Origin of the sequence: Streptomyces kanasensis, assembly GCF_043077165.1 — a bacterium.
In the GTDB taxonomy this organism is placed as follows: domain Bacteria; phylum Actinomycetota; class Actinomycetes; order Streptomycetales; family Streptomycetaceae; genus Streptomyces; species Streptomyces changanensis.
Window position 1 is genome coordinate 86,065 of sequence record NZ_JBIBSF010000012.1, and the last position, 21,075, is coordinate 107,139.

23 protein-coding genes and 1 pseudogene are annotated in these 21,075 nt (G+C 74.3%); 13 read left to right on the top strand and 11 right to left on the bottom strand.

What is annotated here, in order from left to right; genetic code table 11:
• Positions 1-155: 155 nt before the first annotated feature.
• Positions 156-701, bottom strand: coding sequence for a peptide deformylase (gene def, locus ACF053_RS26560; RefSeq protein ID WP_391956304.1), 546 nt, complete (start codon positions 699-701; stop codon positions 156-158).
• A 113-nt stretch (positions 702-814) separates the two neighbouring features.
• Here def and ACF053_RS26565 point away from each other — a divergent pair, with 113 nt between their 5' ends.
• The 7 genes and pseudogenes from ACF053_RS26565 to ACF053_RS26595 all read left to right on the top strand — a co-directional run.
• Positions 815-2,053, top strand: coding sequence for a Mur ligase family protein (locus tag ACF053_RS26565; protein ID WP_058944125.1), 1,239 nt, complete (start codon positions 815-817; stop codon positions 2,051-2,053).
• Between the two features lie 27 nt (positions 2,054-2,080).
• On the top strand, positions 2,081-2,809 hold the full coding sequence (locus tag ACF053_RS26570; protein WP_058944124.1) for a type 1 glutamine amidotransferase: 729 nt from the start codon (positions 2,081-2,083) through the stop codon (positions 2,807-2,809).
• Positions 2,810-3,033: 224 nt separating this feature from the next.
• Complete coding sequence (locus ACF053_RS26575) at positions 3,034-4,059, top strand: 6-phosphofructokinase (RefSeq protein ID WP_391956305.1); 1,026 nt, start codon at positions 3,034-3,036, stop codon at positions 4,057-4,059.
• Between the two features lie 102 nt (positions 4,060-4,161).
• Positions 4,162-5,112: a cytochrome c oxidase assembly protein gene (locus tag ACF053_RS26580; protein ID WP_058944122.1), complete on the top strand. Its 951-nt coding sequence runs from the start codon at positions 4,162-4,164 to the stop codon at positions 5,110-5,112.
• A gap of 81 nt (positions 5,113-5,193) precedes the next feature.
• Positions 5,194-5,349 carry a hypothetical protein gene (locus tag ACF053_RS26585; protein WP_198549427.1) on the top strand — a complete coding sequence of 52 codons (156 nt, stop codon included), beginning with the start codon at positions 5,194-5,196 and terminating at the stop codon, positions 5,347-5,349.
• A 93-nt stretch (positions 5,350-5,442) separates the two neighbouring features.
• Positions 5,443-6,273, top strand: a complete 831-nt coding sequence (locus ACF053_RS26590) for a pectate lyase (RefSeq protein ID WP_391956306.1) — start codon at positions 5,443-5,445, stop codon at positions 6,271-6,273.
• Positions 6,274-6,571: 298 nt separating this feature from the next.
• Positions 6,572-7,273: pseudogene (locus ACF053_RS26595) on the top strand (lysophospholipid acyltransferase family protein); the annotation flags it as partial.
• A 178-nt stretch (positions 7,274-7,451) separates the two neighbouring features.
• Here ACF053_RS26595 and ACF053_RS26600 read toward each other — a convergent pair.
• From ACF053_RS26600 to ACF053_RS26630, 7 genes are all read right to left on the bottom strand, one after another.
• Positions 7,452-8,204, bottom strand: coding sequence for an urease accessory protein UreD (locus ACF053_RS26600; protein ID WP_391956392.1), 753 nt, complete (start codon positions 8,202-8,204; stop codon positions 7,452-7,454).
• The gene (gene ureG / locus ACF053_RS26605) at positions 8,201-8,896 is read right to left on the bottom strand and encodes an urease accessory protein UreG (protein WP_391956307.1); all 696 of its coding nucleotides are present in this window, start codon (positions 8,894-8,896) and stop codon (positions 8,201-8,203) included. Before ureG ends, ACF053_RS26600 begins: the two co-directional genes overlap by 4 nt.
• A 40-nt stretch (positions 8,897-8,936) precedes the next feature.
• Complete coding sequence (locus tag ACF053_RS26610; RefSeq protein WP_391956308.1) at positions 8,937-9,599, bottom strand: urease accessory protein UreF; 663 nt, start codon at positions 9,597-9,599, stop codon at positions 8,937-8,939.
• Between the two features lie 14 nt (positions 9,600-9,613).
• Positions 9,614-11,350 (bottom strand): urease subunit alpha, encoded by a 1,737-nt coding sequence (locus ACF053_RS26615; RefSeq protein WP_391956309.1) that lies wholly within the window; start codon positions 11,348-11,350, stop codon positions 9,614-9,616.
• Positions 11,343-11,654 (bottom strand): urease subunit beta, encoded by a 312-nt coding sequence (locus ACF053_RS26620; protein ID WP_058941290.1) that lies wholly within the window; start codon positions 11,652-11,654, stop codon positions 11,343-11,345. Before ACF053_RS26620 ends, ACF053_RS26615 begins: the two co-directional genes overlap by 8 nt.
• Positions 11,655-11,663: 9 nt before the next feature.
• Entirely contained in the window at positions 11,664-11,966 is a 303-nt protein-coding gene (locus tag ACF053_RS26625; RefSeq protein WP_058941289.1) for an urease subunit gamma, read from the bottom strand.
• Between the two features lie 136 nt (positions 11,967-12,102).
• Positions 12,103-12,729, bottom strand: coding sequence for a TetR/AcrR family transcriptional regulator (locus ACF053_RS26630; RefSeq protein WP_058941288.1), 627 nt, complete (start codon positions 12,727-12,729; stop codon positions 12,103-12,105).
• Between the two features lie 115 nt (positions 12,730-12,844).
• Between ACF053_RS26630 and ACF053_RS26635 the strand changes: the two genes are divergently transcribed.
• Positions 12,845-13,840: an ABC transporter permease gene (locus ACF053_RS26635; RefSeq protein WP_391956310.1), complete on the top strand. Its 996-nt coding sequence runs from the start codon at positions 12,845-12,847 to the stop codon at positions 13,838-13,840.
• An 80-nt stretch (positions 13,841-13,920) separates the two neighbouring features.
• Here ACF053_RS26635 and ACF053_RS26640 read toward each other — a convergent pair whose 3' ends face one another.
• Positions 13,921-14,196, bottom strand: coding sequence for a type II toxin-antitoxin system Phd/YefM family antitoxin (locus ACF053_RS26640; RefSeq protein WP_058941286.1), 276 nt, complete (start codon positions 14,194-14,196; stop codon positions 13,921-13,923).
• Positions 14,197-14,239: 43 nt separating this feature from the next.
• On the opposite strand from ACF053_RS26640, the gene ACF053_RS26645 reads away from it, so the two are divergent.
• The 3 genes from ACF053_RS26645 to ACF053_RS26655 all read left to right on the top strand — a co-directional run bounded on the left by ACF053_RS26645 (position 14,240) and on the right by ACF053_RS26655 (position 16,228).
• Positions 14,240-14,860, top strand: coding sequence for an ATP-dependent Clp protease proteolytic subunit (locus tag ACF053_RS26645; RefSeq protein WP_391956311.1), 621 nt, complete (start codon positions 14,240-14,242; stop codon positions 14,858-14,860).
• A gap of 2 nt (positions 14,861-14,862) precedes the next feature.
• Positions 14,863-15,171 (top strand): hypothetical protein, encoded by a 309-nt coding sequence (locus ACF053_RS26650; protein ID WP_391956312.1) that lies wholly within the window; start codon positions 14,863-14,865, stop codon positions 15,169-15,171.
• Between the two features lie 595 nt (positions 15,172-15,766).
• On the top strand, positions 15,767-16,228 hold the full coding sequence (locus ACF053_RS26655; protein WP_391956393.1) for a C40 family peptidase: 462 nt from the start codon (positions 15,767-15,769) through the stop codon (positions 16,226-16,228).
• A gap of 316 nt (positions 16,229-16,544) precedes the next feature.
• On the opposite strand, the gene ACF053_RS26660 is transcribed toward ACF053_RS26655, so the two are convergent.
• On the bottom strand, positions 16,545-16,976 hold the full coding sequence (locus tag ACF053_RS26660; RefSeq protein WP_391956313.1) for an ATP-binding protein: 432 nt from the start codon (positions 16,974-16,976) through the stop codon (positions 16,545-16,547).
• 223 nt (positions 16,977-17,199) lie between these two features.
• Positions 17,200-18,390, bottom strand: a complete 1,191-nt coding sequence (locus ACF053_RS26665; RefSeq protein WP_391956314.1) for an 8-amino-7-oxononanoate synthase — start codon at positions 18,388-18,390, stop codon at positions 17,200-17,202.
• Between the two features lie 143 nt (positions 18,391-18,533).
• Here ACF053_RS26665 and bioB point away from each other — a divergent pair, with 143 nt between their 5' ends.
• Together bioB and ACF053_RS26675 are read left to right on the top strand one after the other, a co-directional pair.
• Positions 18,534-19,787, top strand: coding sequence for a biotin synthase BioB (gene bioB / locus ACF053_RS26670; protein WP_391956315.1), 1,254 nt, complete (start codon positions 18,534-18,536; stop codon positions 19,785-19,787).
• The gene (locus tag ACF053_RS26675; protein WP_391956316.1) at positions 19,780-21,075 is read left to right on the top strand and encodes an adenosylmethionine--8-amino-7-oxononanoate transaminase; all 1,296 of its coding nucleotides are present in this window, start codon (positions 19,780-19,782) and stop codon (positions 21,073-21,075) included. Before bioB ends, ACF053_RS26675 begins: the two co-directional genes overlap by 8 nt.

Consider the following 21,075-nt stretch of genomic DNA (forward strand, 5'->3'; position numbering starts at 1 on the left):
CGCGGCCCCATGCCGGGAGGGCAAGCCGGGCAGGCAGGGTCAGCCGACGCCGCCGCACGCCGGGAGGGCCAGCCGGGCCACCCGCCCACACCGGCGGGGTCAGCCGGGCACCACCCCACACCGGGGGTCAGCCGCGCCACCCCACACCGGCGGGGTCAGCGGGCGCCGCCCCAGGGGGCCCGGCGGGCCGCCCGCAGCACCCGGGCGCGGCGCCAGCCGCCGAGGCGGTCGGGGTAGACCAGCCCGTCCAGGTGGTCGCACTCGTGTTGGAGGCAGCGGGCGAAGAACCCCGTGCCCTCGACCCGCACCGGCTCGCCGCGCACGTCGACGCCCTCGACGACGGCCCGGTCGAACCGCTCGGTCCCGGCCTCCAGCCCGGGCAGCGACAGGCAGCCCTCGGGACCGCGCACCGTGACCCCGTCCGCCTCCACCAGGCGGGGGTTGACGACGTGGCCGAGGTGACGGACGTCCTCGTCGTCCGGGCAGTCGTAGACGAAGACCCGCTGGGCGACCCCCACCTGGTTCGCCGCCAGACCGACACCTTCGGCCGCGTACATCGTGGCGAACAGGTCCTCCACCAGACGGGCGAGGGAGGGACCGAAGTCGGTGACGGTCTCACAGGGGGCGTGCAGCACGGGCGAGCCGAGCAGGCTCATCGCCCGCACGGCGCCGGAACTGCCGGGGATCGGCCGGTTTCGCATGGCGTCAGGGTACGTTCCGGTCCGCCACCAGCTCCTCGGCAGGTGGCGGGGTTCGGGACCACGACCGGATCTCGATAGGCTGAGGCGGACCCACGCTAGGAGGAACAAGGACGATGGCAGGCAACTCGGAGCCGCTGTCGCCGCGCGCCAAGCTGGCCGTGACGGCGGGCAAGGCCGCGGCGGCGGTGTCTCGCGCGGCGGGACGCGGCAGCGGATCGGTGATCGGCGGCCGGGTGGCGCTCAAGCTCGACCCCGACCTTCTGGGCCGGCTCGCGCAGCACCTGGACGTCATCCTGGTGTCGGCGACCAACGGCAAGACCACCACCACGCGACTCATCGCCGAGGCGCTGCGCGCCAGCGGCCCGGTCGTCTCCAACGCCCTCGGCGCGAACATGCCCGCGGGCATCACCTCCGCCCTGGCCGGCGGATCGGACGCGAAGTACGGCGTCATCGAGGTGGACGAGAAGTACCTCGCCGGAGTCGCCCGTGACACCACGCCGAAGGTGATCGCGCTGCTGAACCTCTCGCGCGACCAGCTGGACCGCGCCGCGGAGACCCGCATGCTCGCGGAGAAGTGGCGCGAGGGCCTGGCCGGCACGAAGGCCGTGGTCGTCGCCAACGCCGACGACCCGCTCGTCGTCTGGGCCGCCTCCTCCTCCCCGAACGTGGTGTGGGTGGCGGCCGGCCAGGAGTGGAAGGACGACGCCTGGTCGTGCCCCGCCTGTGGCGGTGTGATGCAGCGCCCCGGCGACGACTGGTTCTGCGGCGAGTGCGGCTTCCGCCGCCCGGCCCCGACGTGGGCGCTCAGCGGCGACCACGTCCTCGACCCGCACGGTTCGGCCTGGCCGATCCACCTGCAGCTGCCGGGCCGCGCCAACAAGGCCAACGCCGCCAGCTCCGCCGCGGTGGCCGCCGTGTTCGGCGTGCCGCCCCAGGTCGCGCTGGAGCGCATGTACCAGGTGCAGGCGGTCGCCGGCCGGTACGACGTCGTGTCCTTCGAGGGCCGTGACGTGCGGCTGCTCCTGGCGAAGAACCCCGCCGGCTGGCTGGAGACGTTCTCCCTCATCGACCGGCCGCCGACGCCGGTGGTGCTCTCGGTCAACGCGCGCGGCGCGGACGGTACGGACACGTCGTGGCTGTGGGACGTCGACTACACGCGGCTCGCCGGCCACCCGATCTTCGTGATCGGCGACCGCAGGCTGGACCTCGCCGTCCGGCTGGAGGTCGCGGGCCTGGACTTCCGGGTGTGCGAGACGCTCGACGAGGCGGTGCAGCTGGCCCCGCCCGGGCGCATCGAGCTGATCGCCAACTACACCGCGTTCCAGGACGTACGCCGCCGCGTCGGCAACTGACCCCGACCTCCGATAGGACGAGAGAGCATGAGCGACAGCAGCCTGCGTCTGGTGTGGGTCTACCCCGACCTGCTCAGCACCTACGGCGACCAGGGCAACGCCCTCGTCGTCGAGCGCCGCGCCCGGCAGCGCGGCCTGGACGTGCAGCGCGTGGACGTCCGCAGCGACCAGCCGGTGCCGACCTCCGGTGACATCTACCTGATCGGCGGCGGCGAGGACCGGCCCCAGCGGCTGGCCGCCGAGCGGCTGCGGCGCGACGGCGGTCTGAGCCGCGCCGCCGAGAACGGCGCGATCATCTTCTCGGTCTGCGCCGGGTACCAGATCCTCGGCCACGAGTTCATCAACGACCTCGGCGAGCGGGAGCCGGGCCTCGGCCTGATCGACGTGGTCTCCACGCGCGGCGAGGGCGAGCGCTGCGTCGGCGACGTGCTCGCCGACATCGACCCGCGCCTGGGCCTGCCGCAGCTGACCGGCTTCGAGAACCACCAGGGCGTCACGCACCTCGGCCCGACGGCGCGCCCCTTCGCGCGCACCGTCTTCGGCAAGGGCAACGGCACGGGCGACGGCACGGAGGGCGCGTACAACGACACCGTCTTCGGTACGTACATGCACGGCCCCGTCATGGCCCGCAACCCGCAGATCGCCGACCTGCTGCTGAAGCTGGCCCTGGACGTGAACGCGCTGCCGCCGACCGACGACCGGTGGTACGAGGCGCTGCGCGCCGAGCGCATCGCGGCGGCCAGCCAGCCGGCCTGACCGCCGGCCGGGGACGCCCGGCCGAGGACGCCCCGGGGCGGCCGCACGACCCGTGAGCGGGCGGCGGCCGCCCCCGCGCGTACGTCTTCGTCTGTTCCTCCGAAGTCCGTCCACGGGTCGGACGTCCGGTTCGGCTGCCCCGCCCCTCGCCGGTAGGGTGGCGGTGATCCAGGCCGGACGACGTGGTCCGGGAGTCGGCCCACGTTGCAAAGGTATTTCGGGCTATGCGCATTGGTGTGCTCACCTCCGGCGGCGACTGCCCCGGTCTGAACGCAGTCATCCGTTCCGTCGTGCACCGCGCCGTCGTCGACCACGGTGACGAGGTCATCGGATTCCACGACGGGTGGAAGGGTCTGCTCGAAGCCGACTACCGCAAGCTCGACCTCGACGCGGTGGGCGGCATCCTCGCCCAGGGCGGCACGATCCTCGGTTCCTCCCGGGTCCAGCCGGCGCACCTCGTGGACGGGGTGGAGCGGGCGAAGGGGCACGTCGCCGACCTCGGCCTCGACGCAATCATCCCGATCGGCGGCGAGGGCACCCTGAAGGCCGCGAACCTGCTCTCCGAGGCGGGGCTGCCCATAGTCGGCGTCCCCAAGACGATCGACAACGACATCGCCTCGACGGACGTCACCTTCGGTTTCGACACGGCCGTCGGCGTGGCCACCGAGGCGCTGGACCGGCTGAAGACGACGGCGGAGTCGCACCAGCGCGTGCTCATCGTCGAGGTCATGGGCCGGCACACGGGGTGGATCGCGCTGCACTCCGGCATGGCGGCCGGCGCGCACGCCATCGTCGTACCGGAGCGGCCGTTCGACATCGACGAGCTGACCGCCCGCGTCGGCGCCCGTTTCGCGGCCGGCAAGCGGTTCGCGATCGTCGTCGCCGCCGAGGGCGCCAAGCCGCGGGCCGGCTCCATGGACTTCGACGAGGGCGGCAAGGACATCTACGGGCACGAGCGGTTCGCGGGCATCGCGCGGCAGCTGTCGACCGAGCTGGAGCGGCGCCTCGGCAAGGAGGCCCGCCCGGTGATCCTCGGCCACGTCCAGCGCGGCGGCACGCCCACCGCGTACGACCGCGTCCTCGCGACGCGCTTCGGCTGGCACGCGGTGGAGGCGGCGCACCGCCGGGAGTTCGGCATGCTGACCGCGCTGCGCGGCACGGACATCGTCATGGTGCCGCTCGCGGAGGCCGTCGAGACCCTCAAGACCGTCCCCACCGAGCGGTACGCGGAGGCGGAGACCGTCCTCTGACCCGACGCCGCCGTGAAGCCGCCCCCGGTCGCCGACGCGACCGGGGGCGGTTCTAGTCTGGTGCCGCAAGCGGACAAGCCAGCACGAACCAGGAGCCGCCGGATGGATCACGGGCACGGCATGACGTCGGACCTGCCGCCGTTCACGCTGGAGCGGGGGCTCGCGTACTCGCCGGACACGTTCTTCCTGGTCGGCTGCCTGCTGGCGCTGGCCCTGTACGGCTGGGGCGTGCTGCGGCTGCGGCGGCGCGGTGACGCCTGGCCGGTCGGCCGCGTCGTCTTCTTCACGCTCGGTGTGCTCTCGGTGGCGCTGGTGATGTGCACCGGGCTGAACGACTACGGCATGGTCATGTTCAGCGTCCACATGGTGCAGCACATGGTGATCAGCATGCTGTCGCCGATCCTGCTGCTCCTCGGCGCCCCGGTCACCCTCGCGCTGCGGGCGCTGCCGGTCGCGGGCCGCGGCCGCGGCAAGGGACCGCGCGAGCTGCTGCTGTGGCTGCTGCACAGCCGGTACATGCGGGTGATCACGCACCCCGCCTTCACGATCCCGCTCTTCATCGCGAGCCTGTACGCGCTGTACTTCACCCCGGTCTTCGACTTCCTCATGGGGTCCACGACCGGGCACATCGTGATGATGGTGCACTTCCTCGCGGTGGGCGTGGTCTTCTTCTGGCCGATCATGGGCGTGGACCCGGGCCCGCACCGCCCCGGCTACGTCATGCGGATGCTGGAGCTGTTCGCGGGCATGCCCTTCCACGCCTTCTTCGGCATCGCGCTGATGATGGGCTCGGAGCCGATGGTCGGCACGTACGCGAACCCGCCGGCCTCGCTCGGCATCGACGCCCTGGCCGACCAGAACGCCGCCGGTGGCATCGCGTGGGCGTTCAGTGAGATCCCGTCCGTGGTCGTGCTGGTCGCGCTGCTGTACCAGTGGTACCGGTCCGAGCAGCGGGTGGCGAAGCGCGCCGACCGGGCCGCCGACCGGGACGGTGACAAGGAGCTCGCCGCGTACAACGCCTACCTCGCCTCCCTCCAGGTGCGCGGCCGGTAGAGCCGGGGAGCCGGCCGGTGGCGCCGGGGGGCCCTGCGGGGCGACCATGGCAGCAGGCCCGCGGGCCTGGAGGAGGGCGCCATGTCCGGAACCAAGACCATGGGGACGCTCACGGTGGGCGCCCTGGTGCTGATCACGGCGTACACGGTCGGGCTGGGCAGCAGCGGCTGGCTGTGGTTCGCCTGGATCGTGCTGGGCCTGGTGACGCTCGGGATGGTCGCGACCCGCGACGGCTGAGCGACGGGCCGATTTTCTCTTCCTCACGGGCGGCAACCCATCCGGTGGCGGCGGCGACCACCGGGTGCACGTACCCCCCAGCAGAGGAATCACATGAGTTCGACCACACAGCCGCGCGCCCGGCACCGCCGTACGCTCACCCGCCGCCGCGCGCTCGTCGGCGGGGCCGCCGCGCTCGGCCTCACCGGCGCCGCGCTCGCCGGGACGGGTCTGCTGAGCCCCGCGGGCGCCGCTTCCGCCTGGCCCGCGCCGAAGGAGAACGTGCCCGTCACCAAGACGATCACGTTCGGCGGCACGTACGACGGCAAGCTGCAGCGCTTCCGCGGCAGCGGCGCGCTGGGCGACGGCGGGCAGGGCGAGAACCAGGCGCCGCTGTTCACGCTGAAGGACGGCGCGGTCCTCAAGAACGTCGTGATCGGCGCCCCCGCCGGGGACGGCGTCCACTGCCTGGGCAGCTGCACGCTGCAGAACGTCTGGTGGGAGGACGTCGGCGAGGACGCCGCGTCCTTCAAGGGCAAGTCCGCCTCCGCGGTCTACCGGGTCGAGGGCGGCGGCGCGCGGAAGGCGTCCGACAAGGTCTTCCAGTTCAACGGCGCGGGCACCCTGCGGATCAGCGGCTTCCAGGTCTCCGACTTCGGCAAGCTGGTCCGCAGCTGCGGCAACTGCTCCAAGCAGTACAAGCGGACGATCGTGCTCGACGGGGTGGACGCGACCGCCCCCGGCAAGCAGCTGGTGGGCATCAACTCCAACTACGGCGACACGGCGACGCTGCGCAACGTCCGCATCCACGGGGACAAGGGCCGCAAGCTCCAGCCGTGCGCCCACTACCAGGGCAACAGCAGCGGCAAGGAGCCGAAGCAGCTGGGCAAGGGCCCGGACGGCAGCTTCTGCCGGTACGCCGCGTCGGACGTCACGTACCGGTGACGTCGTCGGACGTCACCCACCGCTGAGGTGACCCGCGCCCGGGCGGCGCGGGGAGGCACGCACCGAAGGACCCGGGGGGGCGGGGGGGGGGGGGGGGCCCCCCCCCCCCCCCGGGGGGGGGGGGGGGGGGCCCCCCCCCCCCGCCCCCCCGGCACGTGTCCGGGGCGGTGCTGCGCCGAACGGGGTGGTGCGGTCGGCCATTGAGTACGCGTACGGATGAGAGGAACCGGGCGGGCCGGGAAGATGCAGAGGAGGAAACCTTTCCGCCGCGGTCGTGGCCGCAGTAGGGAGCAGGACCGTGTTCTATTACGTGCTCAAGTACGTGCTCCTCGGGCCGCTGCTGCGGCTGCTGTTCCGGCCGAGGACCGAGGGGTTGGAACATGTGCCGGAGACGGGTGCGGCCATCGTGGCGGGCAACCACCTGTCGTTCTCCGACCACTTCCTGATGCCGGCGGTGCTGAAGCGCCGCATCACCTTCCTGGCGAAGCAGGAGTACTTCACGGGGCCGGGTCTGAAGGGGCGGCTGACCGCCGCGTTCTTTCGCAGCGCCGGGCAGATCCCCGTCGACCGCTCGGGCAAGGAGGCCGGGCAGGCCGCGATCCGGGAGGGGCTCGGGGTGCTGGACCGGGGTGAGCTGCTGGGCATCTACCCGGAGGGAACCCGCTCCCACGACGGCCGGCTGTACAAGGGCAAGGTGGGCGTCGCGGTGATGGCGCTGAGGGCGGGCGTCCCGGTGGTGCCCTGCGCGATGGTCGGCACGTTCGAGATCCAGCCGCCCGGCAAGGTCGTCCCGAGGATCCGGCGGGTGACGGTCCGCTTCGGCGAGCCGCTGGACTTCTCCCGGTACGCGGGCATGGAGAACGACAGGACCGTCGTCCGCGCGGTGACGGACGAGATCATGTACCGGATCCTGGAGCTGTCGGGCCAGGAGTACGTGGACGACTACGCGGCGGACGTGAAGGCCGCGGCGGCGCGGGAGCGGCCGACCGGGCTCCGCGCCGCTCGCCGGCGCTCCGGTCCGGGCGCGACGGCGGCCGGGCCGGGCGGGACGGCGAGCGAGCCGCGGGCCTCGACGGGCGAACCGGGGGTGACGGCGACCGGGGCGGAGGCCGCCACCGCCGGGCCCGGCGCCGCGGCGACCGGGCCGGAGGCCGCGCGCAGGCAGGACGGCTGACGCGCTACCCGTCGTCGCGCGTGAGGCCGGCGAGGGCCTTGTCCAGGACCCGGCGCAGGGCGCGGGCGTCGGGGGCCAGGGCGGTGACCAGTGCGGCCGGACCGGTCAGCGGGGTGAGGACGGCCGTCGCGCCCAGCTGTCGCGGTACCACCGGTTCCGCCTCGAACGCCCCGTCGACGACGAGGAGTTGCCCCACCGCCCGGTGCCCCGCCAGGACGGCGGGGCCGTCCCAGCCGCCGGGGGCGCCCGGGCCGCAGGCGAGCTCCTGGTCGAGGAGGGGTCGCCCGGCCCGGTGCACGGTGAGGCGGGTGAGGAGGGTGCCCGGTTCCTCGTCGGTGCGGCCGAGCACCTGCTCCTCGCGCAGGACGAGGCAGGCCGTCGCGGAGAGCTCGACCGTCGTGCGCATCCGGAGCGACGAGCCTTTCGCGGCGATCAGCTGCTCGGGGAGCCACACCAGCCGGGCCCGCTCACCGGCGGCGAGGTGCACGTCGTAGTGGGCGGTCGCGCCGGTGGGGCCGGGCAGTGACACCGTCGCCGCCGCCGCGTCGACGGTGAGGTGGGCGCCGTCGCCCGCGCGGGCCTCCAGGGCGAGCCGGTCGCCGCCGAGCGGCGCGCTCATGGCGCCGACGACGGTGACCCGCGCGGTGCCGGCTTCCCGGGCGCGGGTGCGGCGTACGGCGAGCGGGCCGTCGCTCTCCAGGACGGGGAGCGCCCCGCCCGCCCGGGCGACGATCCGGGCGGTGGCGCGGACGCTCACGCGACGGGGGTCGACGTCCACGCGGCGAGCCGCTCCCGGACCCAGTCGACGACCGGGGCGACGCCGTCCTCGGCGGTCAGCGAGGTGAAGGCGACGGGCAGGTCGCCGCGCTGTGCGCGGGCGTCGCGGGCCATCCGGTCGAGGTCGGAGCCGACGTAGGGGGCCAGGTCGGTCTTGTTGACGACGAGGAGGTCGGCAGTGGTGACACCGGGCCCGCCCTTGCGGGGGATGTCGTCACCACCCGCCACGTCGATGACGAAGACCTGCGCGTCGACCAGCCCCTTGGAGAACGTCGCCGTGAGGTTGTCCCCACCGGACTCCACCAGGATCAGATCCAGCGGCCCGACCGCGTCCTCCAAGTCCTCCACCGCTTCGAGATTGGCGGAGATGTCGTCACGGATCGCCGTGTGCGGACAGGCACCGGTCTCCACCGCCGCGATCCGCTCCGGCGGCAACACCGCCTCCCGCAACAGGAACTCCGCGTCTTCCCGCGTGTAGATGTCATTCGTCACCACCGCCAGGGACAACTCCTCCCGCAGCGCACGGCACAGCGCCGCGACCGTCGCCGTCTTGCCCGACCCGACCGGACCCCCCAGACCGATGCGCAACGCCCGGCGCGTGCCGTCCGGGCGGGTCACGTCGGCGCTGAGGGCGCCGGGGCCGGTGTCGTCGTGGGTGTGGGTCAGGTGCACGGTGCGGCTCCCATGGGTGTTCCGAAGGGGTGTGCGGGTGTCAGGAGGCGAAGAGGCGTACGGGCCAGGCCGCGTGCTGCTCCGCCGTGATGTCGAGCAGCGGCGCGGAGGCCGCGGGGAGCGCGTCGACGCCCTCCCGCGCGGCCGCGGCGGCGCGGGCGGCCACGCGGTCCGTGTCCCCGGCGAGCCGGGCCAGGACGGCGGTGGCGAGGAACGGGTCGAGGCCGAGCAGCCGCACGGCGGCGGTGGCCGGCCCGCTGACCGTCTCGTACGCGGCGCAGTGGGCGGCGTCCTCGGGTCCGAGCCCGGCGGCGCGGGCGGCGGTGCCGAGGACGACGGGCTGGTGGGCGCCGCGGGGGAAGTCGCGGGCCAGCGCGTCGAGTCCGGCGTCGGGCCAGGCGGCGCGGGCGGCGCGCAGGAGTTGCCGTCCGAGGCGCCGCGCCGCGGCCCGGAGGGCCGGTGAGGGGGTGCGGGCGTCGGCGGCGGCGTCCAGCGCGGCGGCGTCGTGCCCGAGGGCCGCCGCGGCCGCGAGGCCGGCCGTGGTGAGGCCCGTGGTGTGCAGGCGGCCCCGGCAGAAGTGCTCCAAGTCGGCGGCGTCGCGCAGGCGGCCGGCCTTGACGGCGGCCTCGGCACCGCCGGAGTGGGCGTGCCCGCCCGCGGGGAACCGCCCGTCGGCGAGGACGAGGAGTGCGGATCGGCTCATGGCGTACGCCCGCTTCAGAAGAGGAAGTAGCGCTGGGCCATGGGGAGTTCCGTGGCGGGGGCGGGTTCGACCGGGTCGCCGTCGATGGTGACGGTGAAGGTGTCGGGGTCGACCTCGACGCGGGGCGTGGTGGCGTTCTCGCGCATGTCCGCCTTGGTGACGCCGCGGGTGCTGGTGATGGCGGCGAACCGCTTGCCGAGGCCGAGCCGGTCGGGCAGTCCGTCCTCCAGGGCGGCGGGTGCGACGAAGTTGACGGAGTTGGCGGCGGGCGCGCGGCCGTGGGCGCCGAACATGGGGCGGGGCAGGACGGGCTGGGGGGTGGGGATGGAGGCGTTGGCGTCGCCCATCTGGGCGTAGGCGATCTGGCCGCCCTTGAGGACGAGCAGCGGCTTGACGCCGAAGAAGGCCGGTTCCCACAGGACGAGGTCGGCGAGCTTGCCCGTCTCGACGGAGCCGGTCTCGTGGTCGATGCCCTGCGCGACGGCCGGGTTGATCGTGTACTTGGCGACGTAGCGGCGGGCGCGGTGGTTGTCGGCCCGGCCGTCGCCGGGGAGGGCGCCGCGGCGGCGCTTCATGACGTGCGCGGTCTGCCAGGTCCGGGTGACGACCTCGCCGATGCGGCCCATGGCCTGGGAGTCGGACGAGATGATCGAGATGGCGCCGAGGTCGTGCAGGACGTCCTCGGCGGCGATGGTGGTGGGCCGGATGCGGGACTCGGCGAAGGCGAGGTCCTCGGGGACGGCCGGGTTGAGGTGGTGGCAGACCATCAGCATGTCGAGGTGCTCCTCGACGGTGTTGACGGTGTGCGGGCGGGTCGGGTTGGTGGAGCTGGGCAGGACGTACGGCTCGGAGACGACGGTGATGATGTCCGGGGCGTGGCCGCCGCCCGCGCCCTCGGTGTGGTACGCGTGGATGGTGCGCCCGGCGATGGCGGCGAGGGTGTCGCCGACGAAGCCGGCCTCGTTGAGGGTGTCGGTGTGGATGGCCAGCTGGGCGCCGGTCTCCTCGCACACGCCCAGGCAGGCGTCGATGGCGGCGGGGGTGGCGCCCCAGTCCTCGTGGATCTTGAATCCGAGGGCTCCGGCGCGCAGTTGGGAGTGGAGCGCTTCGCGGGACAGGGTGTTGCCCTTGCCGAGGAGGCCGATGTTGACGGGGAAGCCGTCCAGGGCCTCCAGCATGCGGGCGAGGTGCCAGGGGCCGGGGGTGACGGTGGTGGCCTTGCTGCCCTCGGCGGGTCCGGTGCCCCCGCCGACGAGGGTGGTGATCCCGGAGGCGAGGGCCTGGTGCACGAGGGTGGGTGAGATGAAGTGGACGTGGGCGTCGACGGCCCCGGCGGTGAGGATCCTGCCGTTGCCGGCGATGATCTCCGTCTCGGGGCCGATGACCAGGTCGGGGTGGACGCCGTCCATGGTGTCGGGGTTGCCGGCCTTGCCGATCCCGGTGACGCGGCCGTCGCGGATGCCGACGTCGGCCTTGACGACGCCCCAGTGGTCGAGGACGACGGCGCCGGTGATGACGGTGTCGGGCGCGCCCTCGGCGCGGGTGAGGCGGGACTGCCCCATGGACTCGCGGATGACCTTGCCGCCGCCGAAGACGGCCTCGTCCCCGGCCCGGCCGGGTCCGCCGCAGCGGTCCTCCTCGATCTCGACGAGCAGGTCGGTGTCGGCGAGGCGGACGCGGTCGCCGGTCGTGGGGCCGTAGAGGTCGGCGTGGACGGCGCGGTCGAGCAGGAGGGGGCGGGGGTCAGCCATCGAGGGCACCTCCGGTCGCGCCGCGCAGCCCGGGGACGATCCGCGCGCCGGCGAGGGGGACGAGGTCGACGTCGACGGGGACGCCGGGTTCGAAGCGGACGGCCGTGCCGGCGGGGACGTGGAGCCGCAGGCCGTGTGCGGCGGCGCGGTCGAAGCGCAGCCCGGGGTTGGCCTCGGCGAAGTGGTAGTGGGAACCCACCTGGACCGGGCGGTCGGCGGCGTTCAGCACGGTGAGGCGGGTGACGGGGCGGCCCTCGTTGACGGCGACGGGCTCGTCCGCGTACAGGATCTCTCCGGGTGTCACGGCGGCCCCTCAGACGATGGGGTCGTGGACGGTGACGAGCTTGGTGCCGTCCGGGAAGGTCGCCTCGACCTGCACGTCGCGGATCATCTCGGCGATGCCGTCCATGACGTCGTCGCGGCTGAGGACCTTCCGGCCGGACGCCATGAGTTCGGAGACGGTGCGGCCGTCCCGGGCGCCCTCCAGGACGTGCGTGGTGATCAGCGCGACAGCCTCGGGGTGGTTGAGGCGCACGCCGCGGGCCCGGCGCTTCGCGGCCACGTCGGCGGCCACGTGGAGGAGCAGGCGCTCTTGTTCATGGGGGGTCAGTCGCACGGCTCCACCTCACAGTTCCCGCCCGGCGGCGTCCCGGGCACAGCGGGACACTATCCGGCTTCAACACCTTGTTGACCTGCGGGGACGACTGTGACAGGGATTTATTTCCATCTCTCGCAGAAGTCTTTCCGGCGCGTTAACCAGCCTTTTGCCGGCCCATGGACATCAGCCCCCGCAGCCCGTCCTGGAGCACCGACACGGGGGCCGCGCCGAAGAGGGCCTGCTGGGCGGCGAATCCCTGGGCCGCGGCGATCAGCGTGCGGGCCACGTGCTCGGCGGGCACGTCGTCACGCATGAGCCCGGACGCCTGGTAGGCCTCGACCACGCCGACCCACGCCTCGTGGACGCGGGAGTACCCCTGCCGCATGGTGGCGGAGAGCCGGTCGTTGCGGAGGGTCTCGGTCCACACCTGGATCATGAGGCGGGGCAGGCTCTCCTCCCCCTCGTACGGCAGACCGGAGCGCTCGGTGAGGACCTCCGTCATGACCCGGCCGACGAGGACGTCTGGCGGGGGCGGCGGGGTCTGGGCCGCGGCCGACTCGAAGGTGTCGCGGATCGCGTCGAGCACCTCGGTGACGATGGCCTCGATGAGCTGCTCCTTGCCGCGGAAGTACCGGTAGACGGCTCCGGCGGACAGGTCGGCCTCGCGGAGCACGTCCTGCATCGACGTGGCGTGGAAGCCGTTGCGCGCGAAGCAGCGCGCGGCGCCGTTGAGGATCTGGCGGCGCCGGGCGTCGAGGTGTTCCTGGGATACACGAGCCATGATCAAAAGGGTAAAACGAACGTTCATTCTTGACAAGAAGGCCCCCGCGGCGGGAAATTGAGGGCAGTAAAACGAACGATCCTTCTCTTTCCCTGGTACGCCCTGGAGGCACCCCATGTCCGCCACGCCCCAGCGCCGCATGACCGCGGCGATGGTGCTCGTCCCGGTGTTCGCCGCGCTCGCCGTCTGGGCGTTCGTCTGGCCCGCCGCCCGCGTCGCCCCGCGCGACCTCCCCGTCGGCGTGGCCGGCCCGGAGACCGCCGTCACCCAACTGGAGAAGGGCTTCCGGCAGGGGGGCGGCGCATTCGAGCTGCACCGCTACGCCGACGCCGACGCCGCCCGCGCGGCGATCGAGGACCGCTCCGTGTACGGCGCGGTGGTCGCCGGCCCCGCCGGCCCGGAGGTCCTCGTGGCCTCGGCCGCGGGCCCCGCCGCGGCGCAGCTGCTCCAGCAGGCGGCCGCGGCCCAGAGCCCGGACGGCCGGGTGAAGGTCACCGACGTGGTGCCCTCCCCGAGCGGCGACCCGCGCGGCAGCGGCATGATCGCGAGCATCCTCCCGCTCGCCCTGGCCGGTCTCGCCGCCGGCGCCGTGGTGACGCTGCTGGGACTGCGGGGCTGGCGCGCGGCGACCGCCCTCGTCGGAGCCTCGGCCCTGGTGGGCCTGGTGGCGGCCGCGATCACCGACAGCTGGCTCGGCACGATCGACGGGCCCTGGCTCGCCGAGGCCGGCGTGCTCGGGCTGACCGTCCTGGCCACGGGCTCCGCGGTGGCCGGGTTCGCGGCGCTGATCGGCCCGCCCGGGATAGGGATCGGCGCCGTCCTGATGGTGCTGCTGGGCAACCCCTTCTCCGGGGTGACGAGCGCGCCGGAGATGCTGCCCGAGCCGGTGGGGACGCTGGGTCAGCTGCTGCCGCCGGGGGCGGGGGCGTCCCTGCTGCGCTCCGTGGCGTTCTTCGACGGGGCGGAGGCCGCGGCGCCGCTGATCACGCTGGTCGTGTGGGCGTTGCTCGGGCTGGCGCTGGTCCTCCTGGGCGCGCGCCGAGCCCCGGCCGGACCGGGCGGGCGCCCGGCGCCCGGCGCGGCCACGCCGGAGCCGGCACCCGTCGGCTGACCCCACGCGTGGACGGCCGCGCGCCCCCTGCCCATCGGGCGGGGGGCGCGCGGCCTTCGCGTGTGCGCGGCAGGGGGCCGTCAGCCGCCGTGGGGCCGGTGCTCCGCGGCGATGCCGAAGCGACGGTGTTCGCGGGGAGCGGACGGCGCGTTCCCGAGCTCCACCACCGAGCCGGCGACCGACTCCGGCGCGGAATCCCGGTCCGCCTCCAGTCGTTCGAGGTCAGCGGCGGAGACGAGGGCGACGAGGGGCTTGCCGTGGCGGGTCACGACGACCCGCTCGCCGCCGTAGACGACGCGGTTGATCAGGTCGGCGAGCTCCGCCCGCGCTTGCGTCACCGGAATCTCGTAGGTCATGCTCCCATTCTAACCTCCTGTACATCCTGTACATTTTTTAGCGATGGAGACGCCCATGGACCCGACCTCGCGCCACGTGCTCCCCGAGTTCACCGAGCGGACCGCCTGGGGGACCCGCACGCTCGACCCGTACGCGAAGCTCCTCGAGGGGCGGATCGTCCTCGTCGGCGCGCCGCTCGACGCCACCACGGCCAACGACGTGATCGCCCAGCTCGTCCACCTGGAGTACGCCGCCCCGGACCAGGACGTCTCGCTCTACATCAACTCCCCCGGCGGCCCGCTCGACGCCATGACCGCGGTCTACGACGCCATGCAGGTCATCGCCTGCGACGTGGCCACCACCTGCGTCGGTCAGGCCGCGTCCACGGCCGCGCTGCTGCTCGCCGCCGGTGCGCCGGGCAAGCGCGCGGCGCTCCCGGGTGCCCGGGTCGTCCTGCGGCAGCCGGCGCTCGACGAGCCGCTGCGGGGCCGCCCCTCGGACCTGGAGGTCCACGCCCACGAGGTGCTGCGACACCGCGAGTTCTTCACCGGGCTGCTGGTCCGGCACACCGGCCGCGACCGCGACCTCGTCGAGGCGGACCTCGACCGGGACCTGGTGCTCGACGCGACCGGCGCACGGGCGCACGGACTGGTGGACCACGTCGTCCCCGGCCGCCGGAGCTGACCGTGCGCCCTCCGGAGCCCCCGCCCCTGCCCGCGCTGACCCGCGCCGAAGGCGCCTACGTGGACGCCTACCTCGACGTCGTCGACCAGCTGGGACGGCTCAACCCCGCCCGGGCCGCGCACACCTACGGCGCACTGCGGGCCGCCCAGGCGCTGGTCGCGGGGGCGGAAGCGCTGCGCGCGGCACTGACGCTGATGCACGGCAGGGGCGAGGCCGAGGTGCACGCGCGGACCCTGGCGCGTGCGCTGCGTGCGCTGGACGGTGAGCGGCGCACCGAACGCGTGACGCTGCCTCACGATCGTTGCGACTGACCGGTTTCGGACCCACTCGGAGGAAGACCCCTCGGCCGTTCGGTTGAGGCAAAGGGGGGAACTTCGTCCCGGACGAGTTGCGGACCGCGTGTACGTGGCGCTCGGCCCACGGGCCCTCCACCGCAGGTGCGGGGGTCGGCAACGCACCGCCCGCGGGCGCGGAACGGGCCGTGTCCACCCGTTCGGATCAGTCGTGACGAGGCTCACACAGGCTCGTCGGACCTCGGGAATCCGGGGTCCGGCGGGAAAGATCCGTCTCGACGACAAGCCCCCGCCACCCCGGCGGGGCGGTCCGGACGGACGCCGAGTCCTGCCGCCGTCCGGACGCCTGGTCGACACCAGTGGATCGGCAGGAGTGGAGGACCCGAGCAGTACGGGAGGCCACCGCACGCGGTGCGGGCCGGTCCCCCTTGGGGTGAAGCCGCGTCAGCGGCCGGGCATCTTCGTCCTGTCCGAACCCGACAGGCAATCCTTCACAGGCGGGTTGACGAAGGGTACTGCATTGTCCGCGCAGAATCAGGTCCCGGTCCAGCCCTCCGACACCGCACCCGCTCCGGTCGGGCTGTCCTCCCCGGCCCCCTCCCCCACCCACTCGATGCCCGTCCGGATCACCCGGGTCACCCGGGCGTTGTCGGCCCTCACCCTGGCCGCGGTCGGCGGCACGATGCTCGCGCCCGGCGCGGTGCCGGACGCGCACGCCGCTCCGGCCGCCGCCGGCAAGGCGCTGAACGTCGCCGCGTCCAAGCGGGGCGCCCCCTACCAGTGGGGCGCGATCGGCCCGCACCGCTTCGACTGCTCGGGGCTGACGCTCTACTCGTACAAGCGCGCCGGGAAGAAGCTGCCCCGGACCGCGCAGGCCCAGTACAACAAGACGCGCCGCATCGGGCGTTCGGAGCGGCGCAAGGGCGACCTGGTCTTCTTCCACGGCCGCGGCGGCGTGTACCACGTCGGCATCTACGCCGGGAAGAACAAGATCTGGCACTCCCCCAAGTCCGGTTCGTGGGTGAAGCTCGACCGGATCTGGACGGGATCGGTCTCCTACGGACGCGTGCGCTGACGGCACGCCACGGCGCGGGTGCCGCGTGATCCGCGGTGCGGGGGCCGGGCGGCGGCCGGGCCGGCGTCCCCGTACCGCGGGCCGCGGCGCCGGGGTCCGCGGTCGGCACGGCCGGCACCCGCCGGCCGGGGGCCTTCCGCGGCGGGACCCTCGTGCCGGCTCGGCGCCTCGCGCGGCGGAGGACGTCCCCCGCCGGGGGCTTCCGCCGGGAGCCGGGGGCTTCCCGCGACGGGCCCGTTCGTACGGGCCGGAGCCTCGCGCGGCGGAGGGCCGCCCCCGGCCGGGGCCTTCCGCCGGGAGCCGGGGGCGCTCGGGGTCAGCCCTGGACCGGCGCCGTCCAGGGCAGGGCGATCCACACCGTCTTGCCGCCCTCGTCGGTCGGCGTCACCGACAGGCGACCGCCGCACTCGGCGGTCAGCCAGCGGACGATGACCATGCCGCGGCCGTTGTCCTGCTGGACGGCCGCGGGGAGCCGCTGCGGCCAGCGCGGGTGGCTGTCCGTCACCCCGATGCGCAGCCGCTCGTCCCGGTCGAGCCTGAGGTCGACGGTGAAGGTCGGTGACTGGCCGAACGTGTGCTGCACGGCGTTGGTGGCCAGTTCGGAGACGATCAGCCGGACGGTGTCCGCGGCGTCGGCGTCGTCGGGGAGCCCCCACTGGGTGAGCACGTCGGACACGTACCTCCGGGCCTCGGAGACCGAGGCGGGATCGCTCGGCAGAGTGACGGACGCTTCTTGATGGTCTGCCATGGCGACGCTGTCCCTTTCCCACCGAGGCCCGACTCCGACATGTCGTGGATTTCAGGTCAGACCGGCCTCGGATTACGCTTCGCGCCAGACTGCCACTCCTGTCGCCGCGGGGGGAGGGATCCACCGGGATAGGGAGATATCTGTCGCTCGATGCGGTGAACCCTGCGACGGGAGAGCGGATTCGCGGGACGGACCGGCGGGTCCACGCCCGGTTGACGGCCGGTCAGCCGAGGTCCGCCGCGGCGGGCGGGGCGGTACGCACCACCGTGGCCACCGCCCACGCGATCTGCTCCTCCGTCAGGTCCGCCCGGGCCGTGAGCCGCAGCCGCGACACCCCGTCCGGTACGGACGGGGGCCGGAAGCAGCCGACCGCCAGCCCCTCGGCGCGGCAGTCCGCGGCCCAGCGCACGGCCTCCGCCGCCGAGGGTGCCCGTACCGACACCACCGCGGCGTCCGGCCGTACCGCCGACAGACCCGCGGCGGTGAGCCGCCCGTGGAGCGCCGCCGCCACCGCGCGGACCCGGTCGGCCAGCTCGGGCCGGTCGCGCAGCAGGCGCAGGCTCGCCAGGGCGGCGCCGGCCGCGGCCGGGGCGAGCCCGGTGTCGAAGATGAAGGTCCGGGCGGCGTTCACCAGGTGGTCGACGACCCGGGCCGGGCCGAGGACGGCGCCGCCCTGGCTGCCCAGGGACTTGGAGAGGGTGGCCGTGGCGACCACGTCGGGCGCGCCCGCCAGGCCCGCGGCGTGCAGGGCGCCGCGTCCGCCCGCACCGAGGACGCCGAGGCCGTGGGCGTCGTCCACGACGAGGGCCGCGCCGTGTGGCCGGCAGGCGGCGGCGAGCGCGGCGAGCGGGGCCGCGTCGCCGTCGACGGAGAACACGGAGTCGCTGACCACGAGCGCCCGCCGCCCGGGGTGGGCGGCGAGGGTCTTGCGCACGGCGTCGGGGTCGGCGTGCGGCACGACCTCGGTGTCGGCACGGGAGAGCCGGCAGCCGTCGACGATCGACGCGTGGTTGCCGGCGTCGGAGACGATGAGCGACCCGCGCGCGGTGAGCGCGGTGAGCGCGGCCAGGTTGGCGGCGTACCCGGAGGAGAAGACCAGCGCCGCCTCGAAGCCGCAGAAGGCGGCGAGCTCCCGTTCCAGGGTGGCGTGCAGCTCGGTCGAGCCGGTGACGAGGCGGGAGCCGGTCGCGCCGGCGCCCCAGCGGCGGACGGCCCCGGCGGCGGCCCCGGTCACGTCCGGGTGGCGGGTCAGCCCGAGGTAGTCGTTGCCCGCGAGGTCCAGGGCCTCCGCCTCGGCGGGACGGGGGCGCAGCGTGCGGACGAGGCCGGCGTCGGCCCGGCGGCGCGCCTCGGCGCCGGTCCAGTCGAACGGGGCCTGGGGCTCGGCGGCGTCACCGGGCACGTCCATCGGCATGAGTGGGTCCCCTTTGTAGGCAGCGCACAGACCCTAACGAAGAACAGCCGTGGTCAGAGTGTGGTCATCCACACACCCCAGACCGGCTCCGTTGTCGGCTTCCTCCTTGGCCGCGGGGCGTGCCGTAGGCCAGGATCAGCGCCATGGACCTGTTGAACACGCTGGTGGACAAGGGGCTGCGGCGGGAGCTGCCGACCCGTGGAGAGGCGCTCGCCGTGCTGGCGACCTCCGACGACGAGCTGCTGGACGTGGTGGCCGCGGCCGGGAAGGTGCGGCGCCACTGGTTCGGGCGGCGGGTGAAGCTCAACTACCTGGTCAACCTGAAGTCGGGGCTGTGCCCCGAGGACTGCTCGTACTGCTCGCAGCGGCTCGGGTCGAAGGCCGACATCCTCAAGTACACCTGGCTGAAGCCGGAGGACGCCTCCAAGGCCGCCGCCGCGGGCATCGCGGGCGGCGCCAAGCGGGTCTGCCTCGTCGCCAGCGGCCGGGGGCCCACGGACCGGGACGTGGACCGGGTGTCGAAGACGATCGAGGCCATCAAGGAGGAGAACGAGGACGTCGAGGTCTGCGCGTGCCTCGGCCTCCTCTCCGACGGCCAGGCGGAGCGGCTGCGGTCGGCGGGCGCCGACGCCTACAACCACAACCTCAACACCTCCGAGGGCACGTACGGCGAGATCACGACGACCCACACCTACGCGGACCGGGTCGACACGGTGCAGAAGGCCCACGCCGCGGGCCTGTCGGCCTGCTCGGGCCTGATCGCGGGCATGGGCGAGAGCGACGAGGACCTGGTCGACGTGGTCTTCGCGCTGCGCGCGCTGGACCCGGACTCGGTGCCGGTGAACTTCCTCATCCCCTTCGAGGGGACGCCGCTGGCCAAGGAGTGGAACCTCACCCCGCAGCGGGCGCTGCGCATCCTGGCGATGGTCCGCTTCGTCTGCCCGGACGTCGAGGTCCGGCTCGCCGGCGGGCGGGAGGTGCACCTGCGCACGCTCCAGCCGCTCGCCCTGCACCTGGCCAACTCCATCTTCCTCGGCGACTACCTGACCAGCGAGGGCCAGGCCGGCGCCTCGGACCTGGAGATGATCGCCGACGCGGGCTTCGAGGTGGAGGGCGCGGAGACGACGACGCTGCCGGAGCACCGCGCGGACGCGGCGGCGCGGGGCTGCGGTACGGGCGGCGGCTGCGGCTCGGACGACGCCGGCGGCGGCGTGTGCGGGTCCACGGCCGCGGGCCCGGCGACCACGGCGAGCGCCCCGGCCGCCGGGGACGGGCCGGCCGACGGGACGGCCCCGACCGGTGGGGACGGCGGGGAGGGGGCCGCGACGGCGGCACGCCCCGACCTGGTGGCGGTGCGCCGCCGCGGCGCCGGCACCGACCTCGCGCCCAATGCCTGAGCCCCGCCACACCCCGGGCGAGCTGCTCGCCCTGGACCGGGAGCACGTCTGGCACCCGTACGGCCCCATGCCCGGCCGCGACGACCCGCTCGTGGTGGAGTCGGCGTCCGGGGTGCGGCTGCGGCTCGCCGAGCCGGCGCAGGGACGGTCGGAGCTGGTCGACGGCATGTCGTCCTGGTGGTCGGCGGTGCACGGCTACAACCACCCGGTGCTCAACGAGGCGGTGCGCGGCCAGCTCGACCGGATGAGCCACGTGATGTTCGGCGGGCTCACCCACGAGCCTGCCGTCCGCCTCGCCGCCCGCCTCGTGGAGATCACCCCCGAGCCGCTGCGGCACGTCTTCCTCAGCGACTCGGGATCGGTCTCCGTCGAGGTCGCCGTGAAGATGTGCCTCCAGTACTGGCGGTCGACCGGCCGCCCGGCCAAGCGGCGGCTGCTGACCTGGCGGGGCGGCTACCACGGGGACACCTGGCAGCCGATGTCGGTCTGCGACCCCCAGGGCGGGATGCACGACCTGTGGTCCGGGGTCCTGCAGCGGCAGGTCTTCGCCCCGCCGCCCCCGGTCGCGTACGAGGAGGGGTACGCGAGGGAGCTGCGCGCCCTGATCGCCCGGCACGCGGACGAACTGGCCGCGGTGATCGTCGAGCCGGTGGTGCAGGGCGCGGGCGGGATGCGCTTCCACTCCCCCGACTACCTGCGGGACCTGCGCGAGGCGTGCGACGCGCACGACGTGCTGCTGGTGTTCGACGAGATCGCCACGGGCTTCGGCCGCACGGGCCGGCTGTTCGCGGCCGAGCACGCGGGGGTCACGCCGGACGTGATGTGCCTGGGCAAGGCGCTGACCGGCGGGTACCTCTCCATGGCGGCCACCCTGTGCACCCCGAGGGTGGCGGACGGGATCTCGCGCGGTGACGTGCCGGTGCTCGCGCACGGCCCCACCTTCATGGGCAACCCGCTCGCCTCGGCGGTGGCGTGCGCCTCGATCGACCTGCTGCTGGGCCAGGACTGGGCACAGGAGGTCAAACGGATCGAGGCGGGACTCGTCGAGGGCCTCGCCCCCGCGCGGGAGGTGCCGGGCGTCCGGGACGTGCGGGTGCTCGGGGCGATCGGCGTGGTCCAGCTGGACCACCCGGTGGACGTGGCCGCGGCCACCGCCGCGGCCGTGCGGGAGGGCGTGTGGCTGCGCCCCTTCCGCGACCTGGTGTACGTGATGCCGCCGTACGTCACGGGAGACGAGGACGTGGCACGGATCTGCGGCGCGGTGGTCGCCGCCGCGAGGGAGGGGTGA

Coding starts and splice junctions, on each gene's coding strand:
- ACF053_RS26655 (WP_391956393.1), top strand. CDS start 15,767: ATGCCCGTCCGGATCACCCGGGTCACCCGGGCGTTGTCGGCCCTCACC.
- ACF053_RS26665 (WP_391956314.1), bottom strand. CDS start 18,390: ATGCCGATGGACGTGCCCGGTGACGCCGCCGAGCCCCAGGCCCCGTTC.
- ACF053_RS26640 (WP_058941286.1), bottom strand. CDS start 14,196: ATGACCTACGAGATTCCGGTGACGCAAGCGCGGGCGGAGCTCGCCGAC.
- ACF053_RS26660 (WP_391956313.1), bottom strand. CDS start 16,976: ATGGCAGACCATCAAGAAGCGTCCGTCACTCTGCCGAGCGATCCCGCC.
- ACF053_RS26615 (WP_391956309.1), bottom strand. CDS start 11,350: ATGGCTGACCCCCGCCCCCTCCTGCTCGACCGCGCCGTCCACGCCGAC.
- ACF053_RS26590 (WP_391956306.1), top strand. CDS start 5,443: ATGAGTTCGACCACACAGCCGCGCGCCCGGCACCGCCGTACGCTCACC.
- ACF053_RS26580 (WP_058944122.1), top strand. CDS start 4,162: ATGGATCACGGGCACGGCATGACGTCGGACCTGCCGCCGTTCACGCTG.
- ACF053_RS26565 (WP_058944125.1), top strand. CDS start 815: ATGGCAGGCAACTCGGAGCCGCTGTCGCCGCGCGCCAAGCTGGCCGTG.
- ACF053_RS26635 (WP_391956310.1), top strand. CDS start 12,845: ATGTCCGCCACGCCCCAGCGCCGCATGACCGCGGCGATGGTGCTCGTC.
- ACF053_RS26675 (WP_391956316.1), top strand. CDS start 19,780: ATGCCTGAGCCCCGCCACACCCCGGGCGAGCTGCTCGCCCTGGACCGG.
- ACF053_RS26645 (WP_391956311.1), top strand. CDS start 14,240: ATGGAGACGCCCATGGACCCGACCTCGCGCCACGTGCTCCCCGAGTTC.
- ACF053_RS26575 (WP_391956305.1), top strand. CDS start 3,034: ATGCGCATTGGTGTGCTCACCTCCGGCGGCGACTGCCCCGGTCTGAAC.
- def (WP_391956304.1), bottom strand. CDS start 701: ATGCGAAACCGGCCGATCCCCGGCAGTTCCGGCGCCGTGCGGGCGATG.
- ACF053_RS26585 (WP_198549427.1), top strand. CDS start 5,194: ATGTCCGGAACCAAGACCATGGGGACGCTCACGGTGGGCGCCCTGGTG.
- bioB (WP_391956315.1), top strand. CDS start 18,534: ATGGACCTGTTGAACACGCTGGTGGACAAGGGGCTGCGGCGGGAGCTG.
- ACF053_RS26570 (WP_058944124.1), top strand. CDS start 2,081: ATGAGCGACAGCAGCCTGCGTCTGGTGTGGGTCTACCCCGACCTGCTC.
- ACF053_RS26610 (WP_391956308.1), bottom strand. CDS start 9,599: ATGAGCCGATCCGCACTCCTCGTCCTCGCCGACGGGCGGTTCCCCGCG.
- ACF053_RS26630 (WP_058941288.1), bottom strand. CDS start 12,729: ATGGCTCGTGTATCCCAGGAACACCTCGACGCCCGGCGCCGCCAGATC.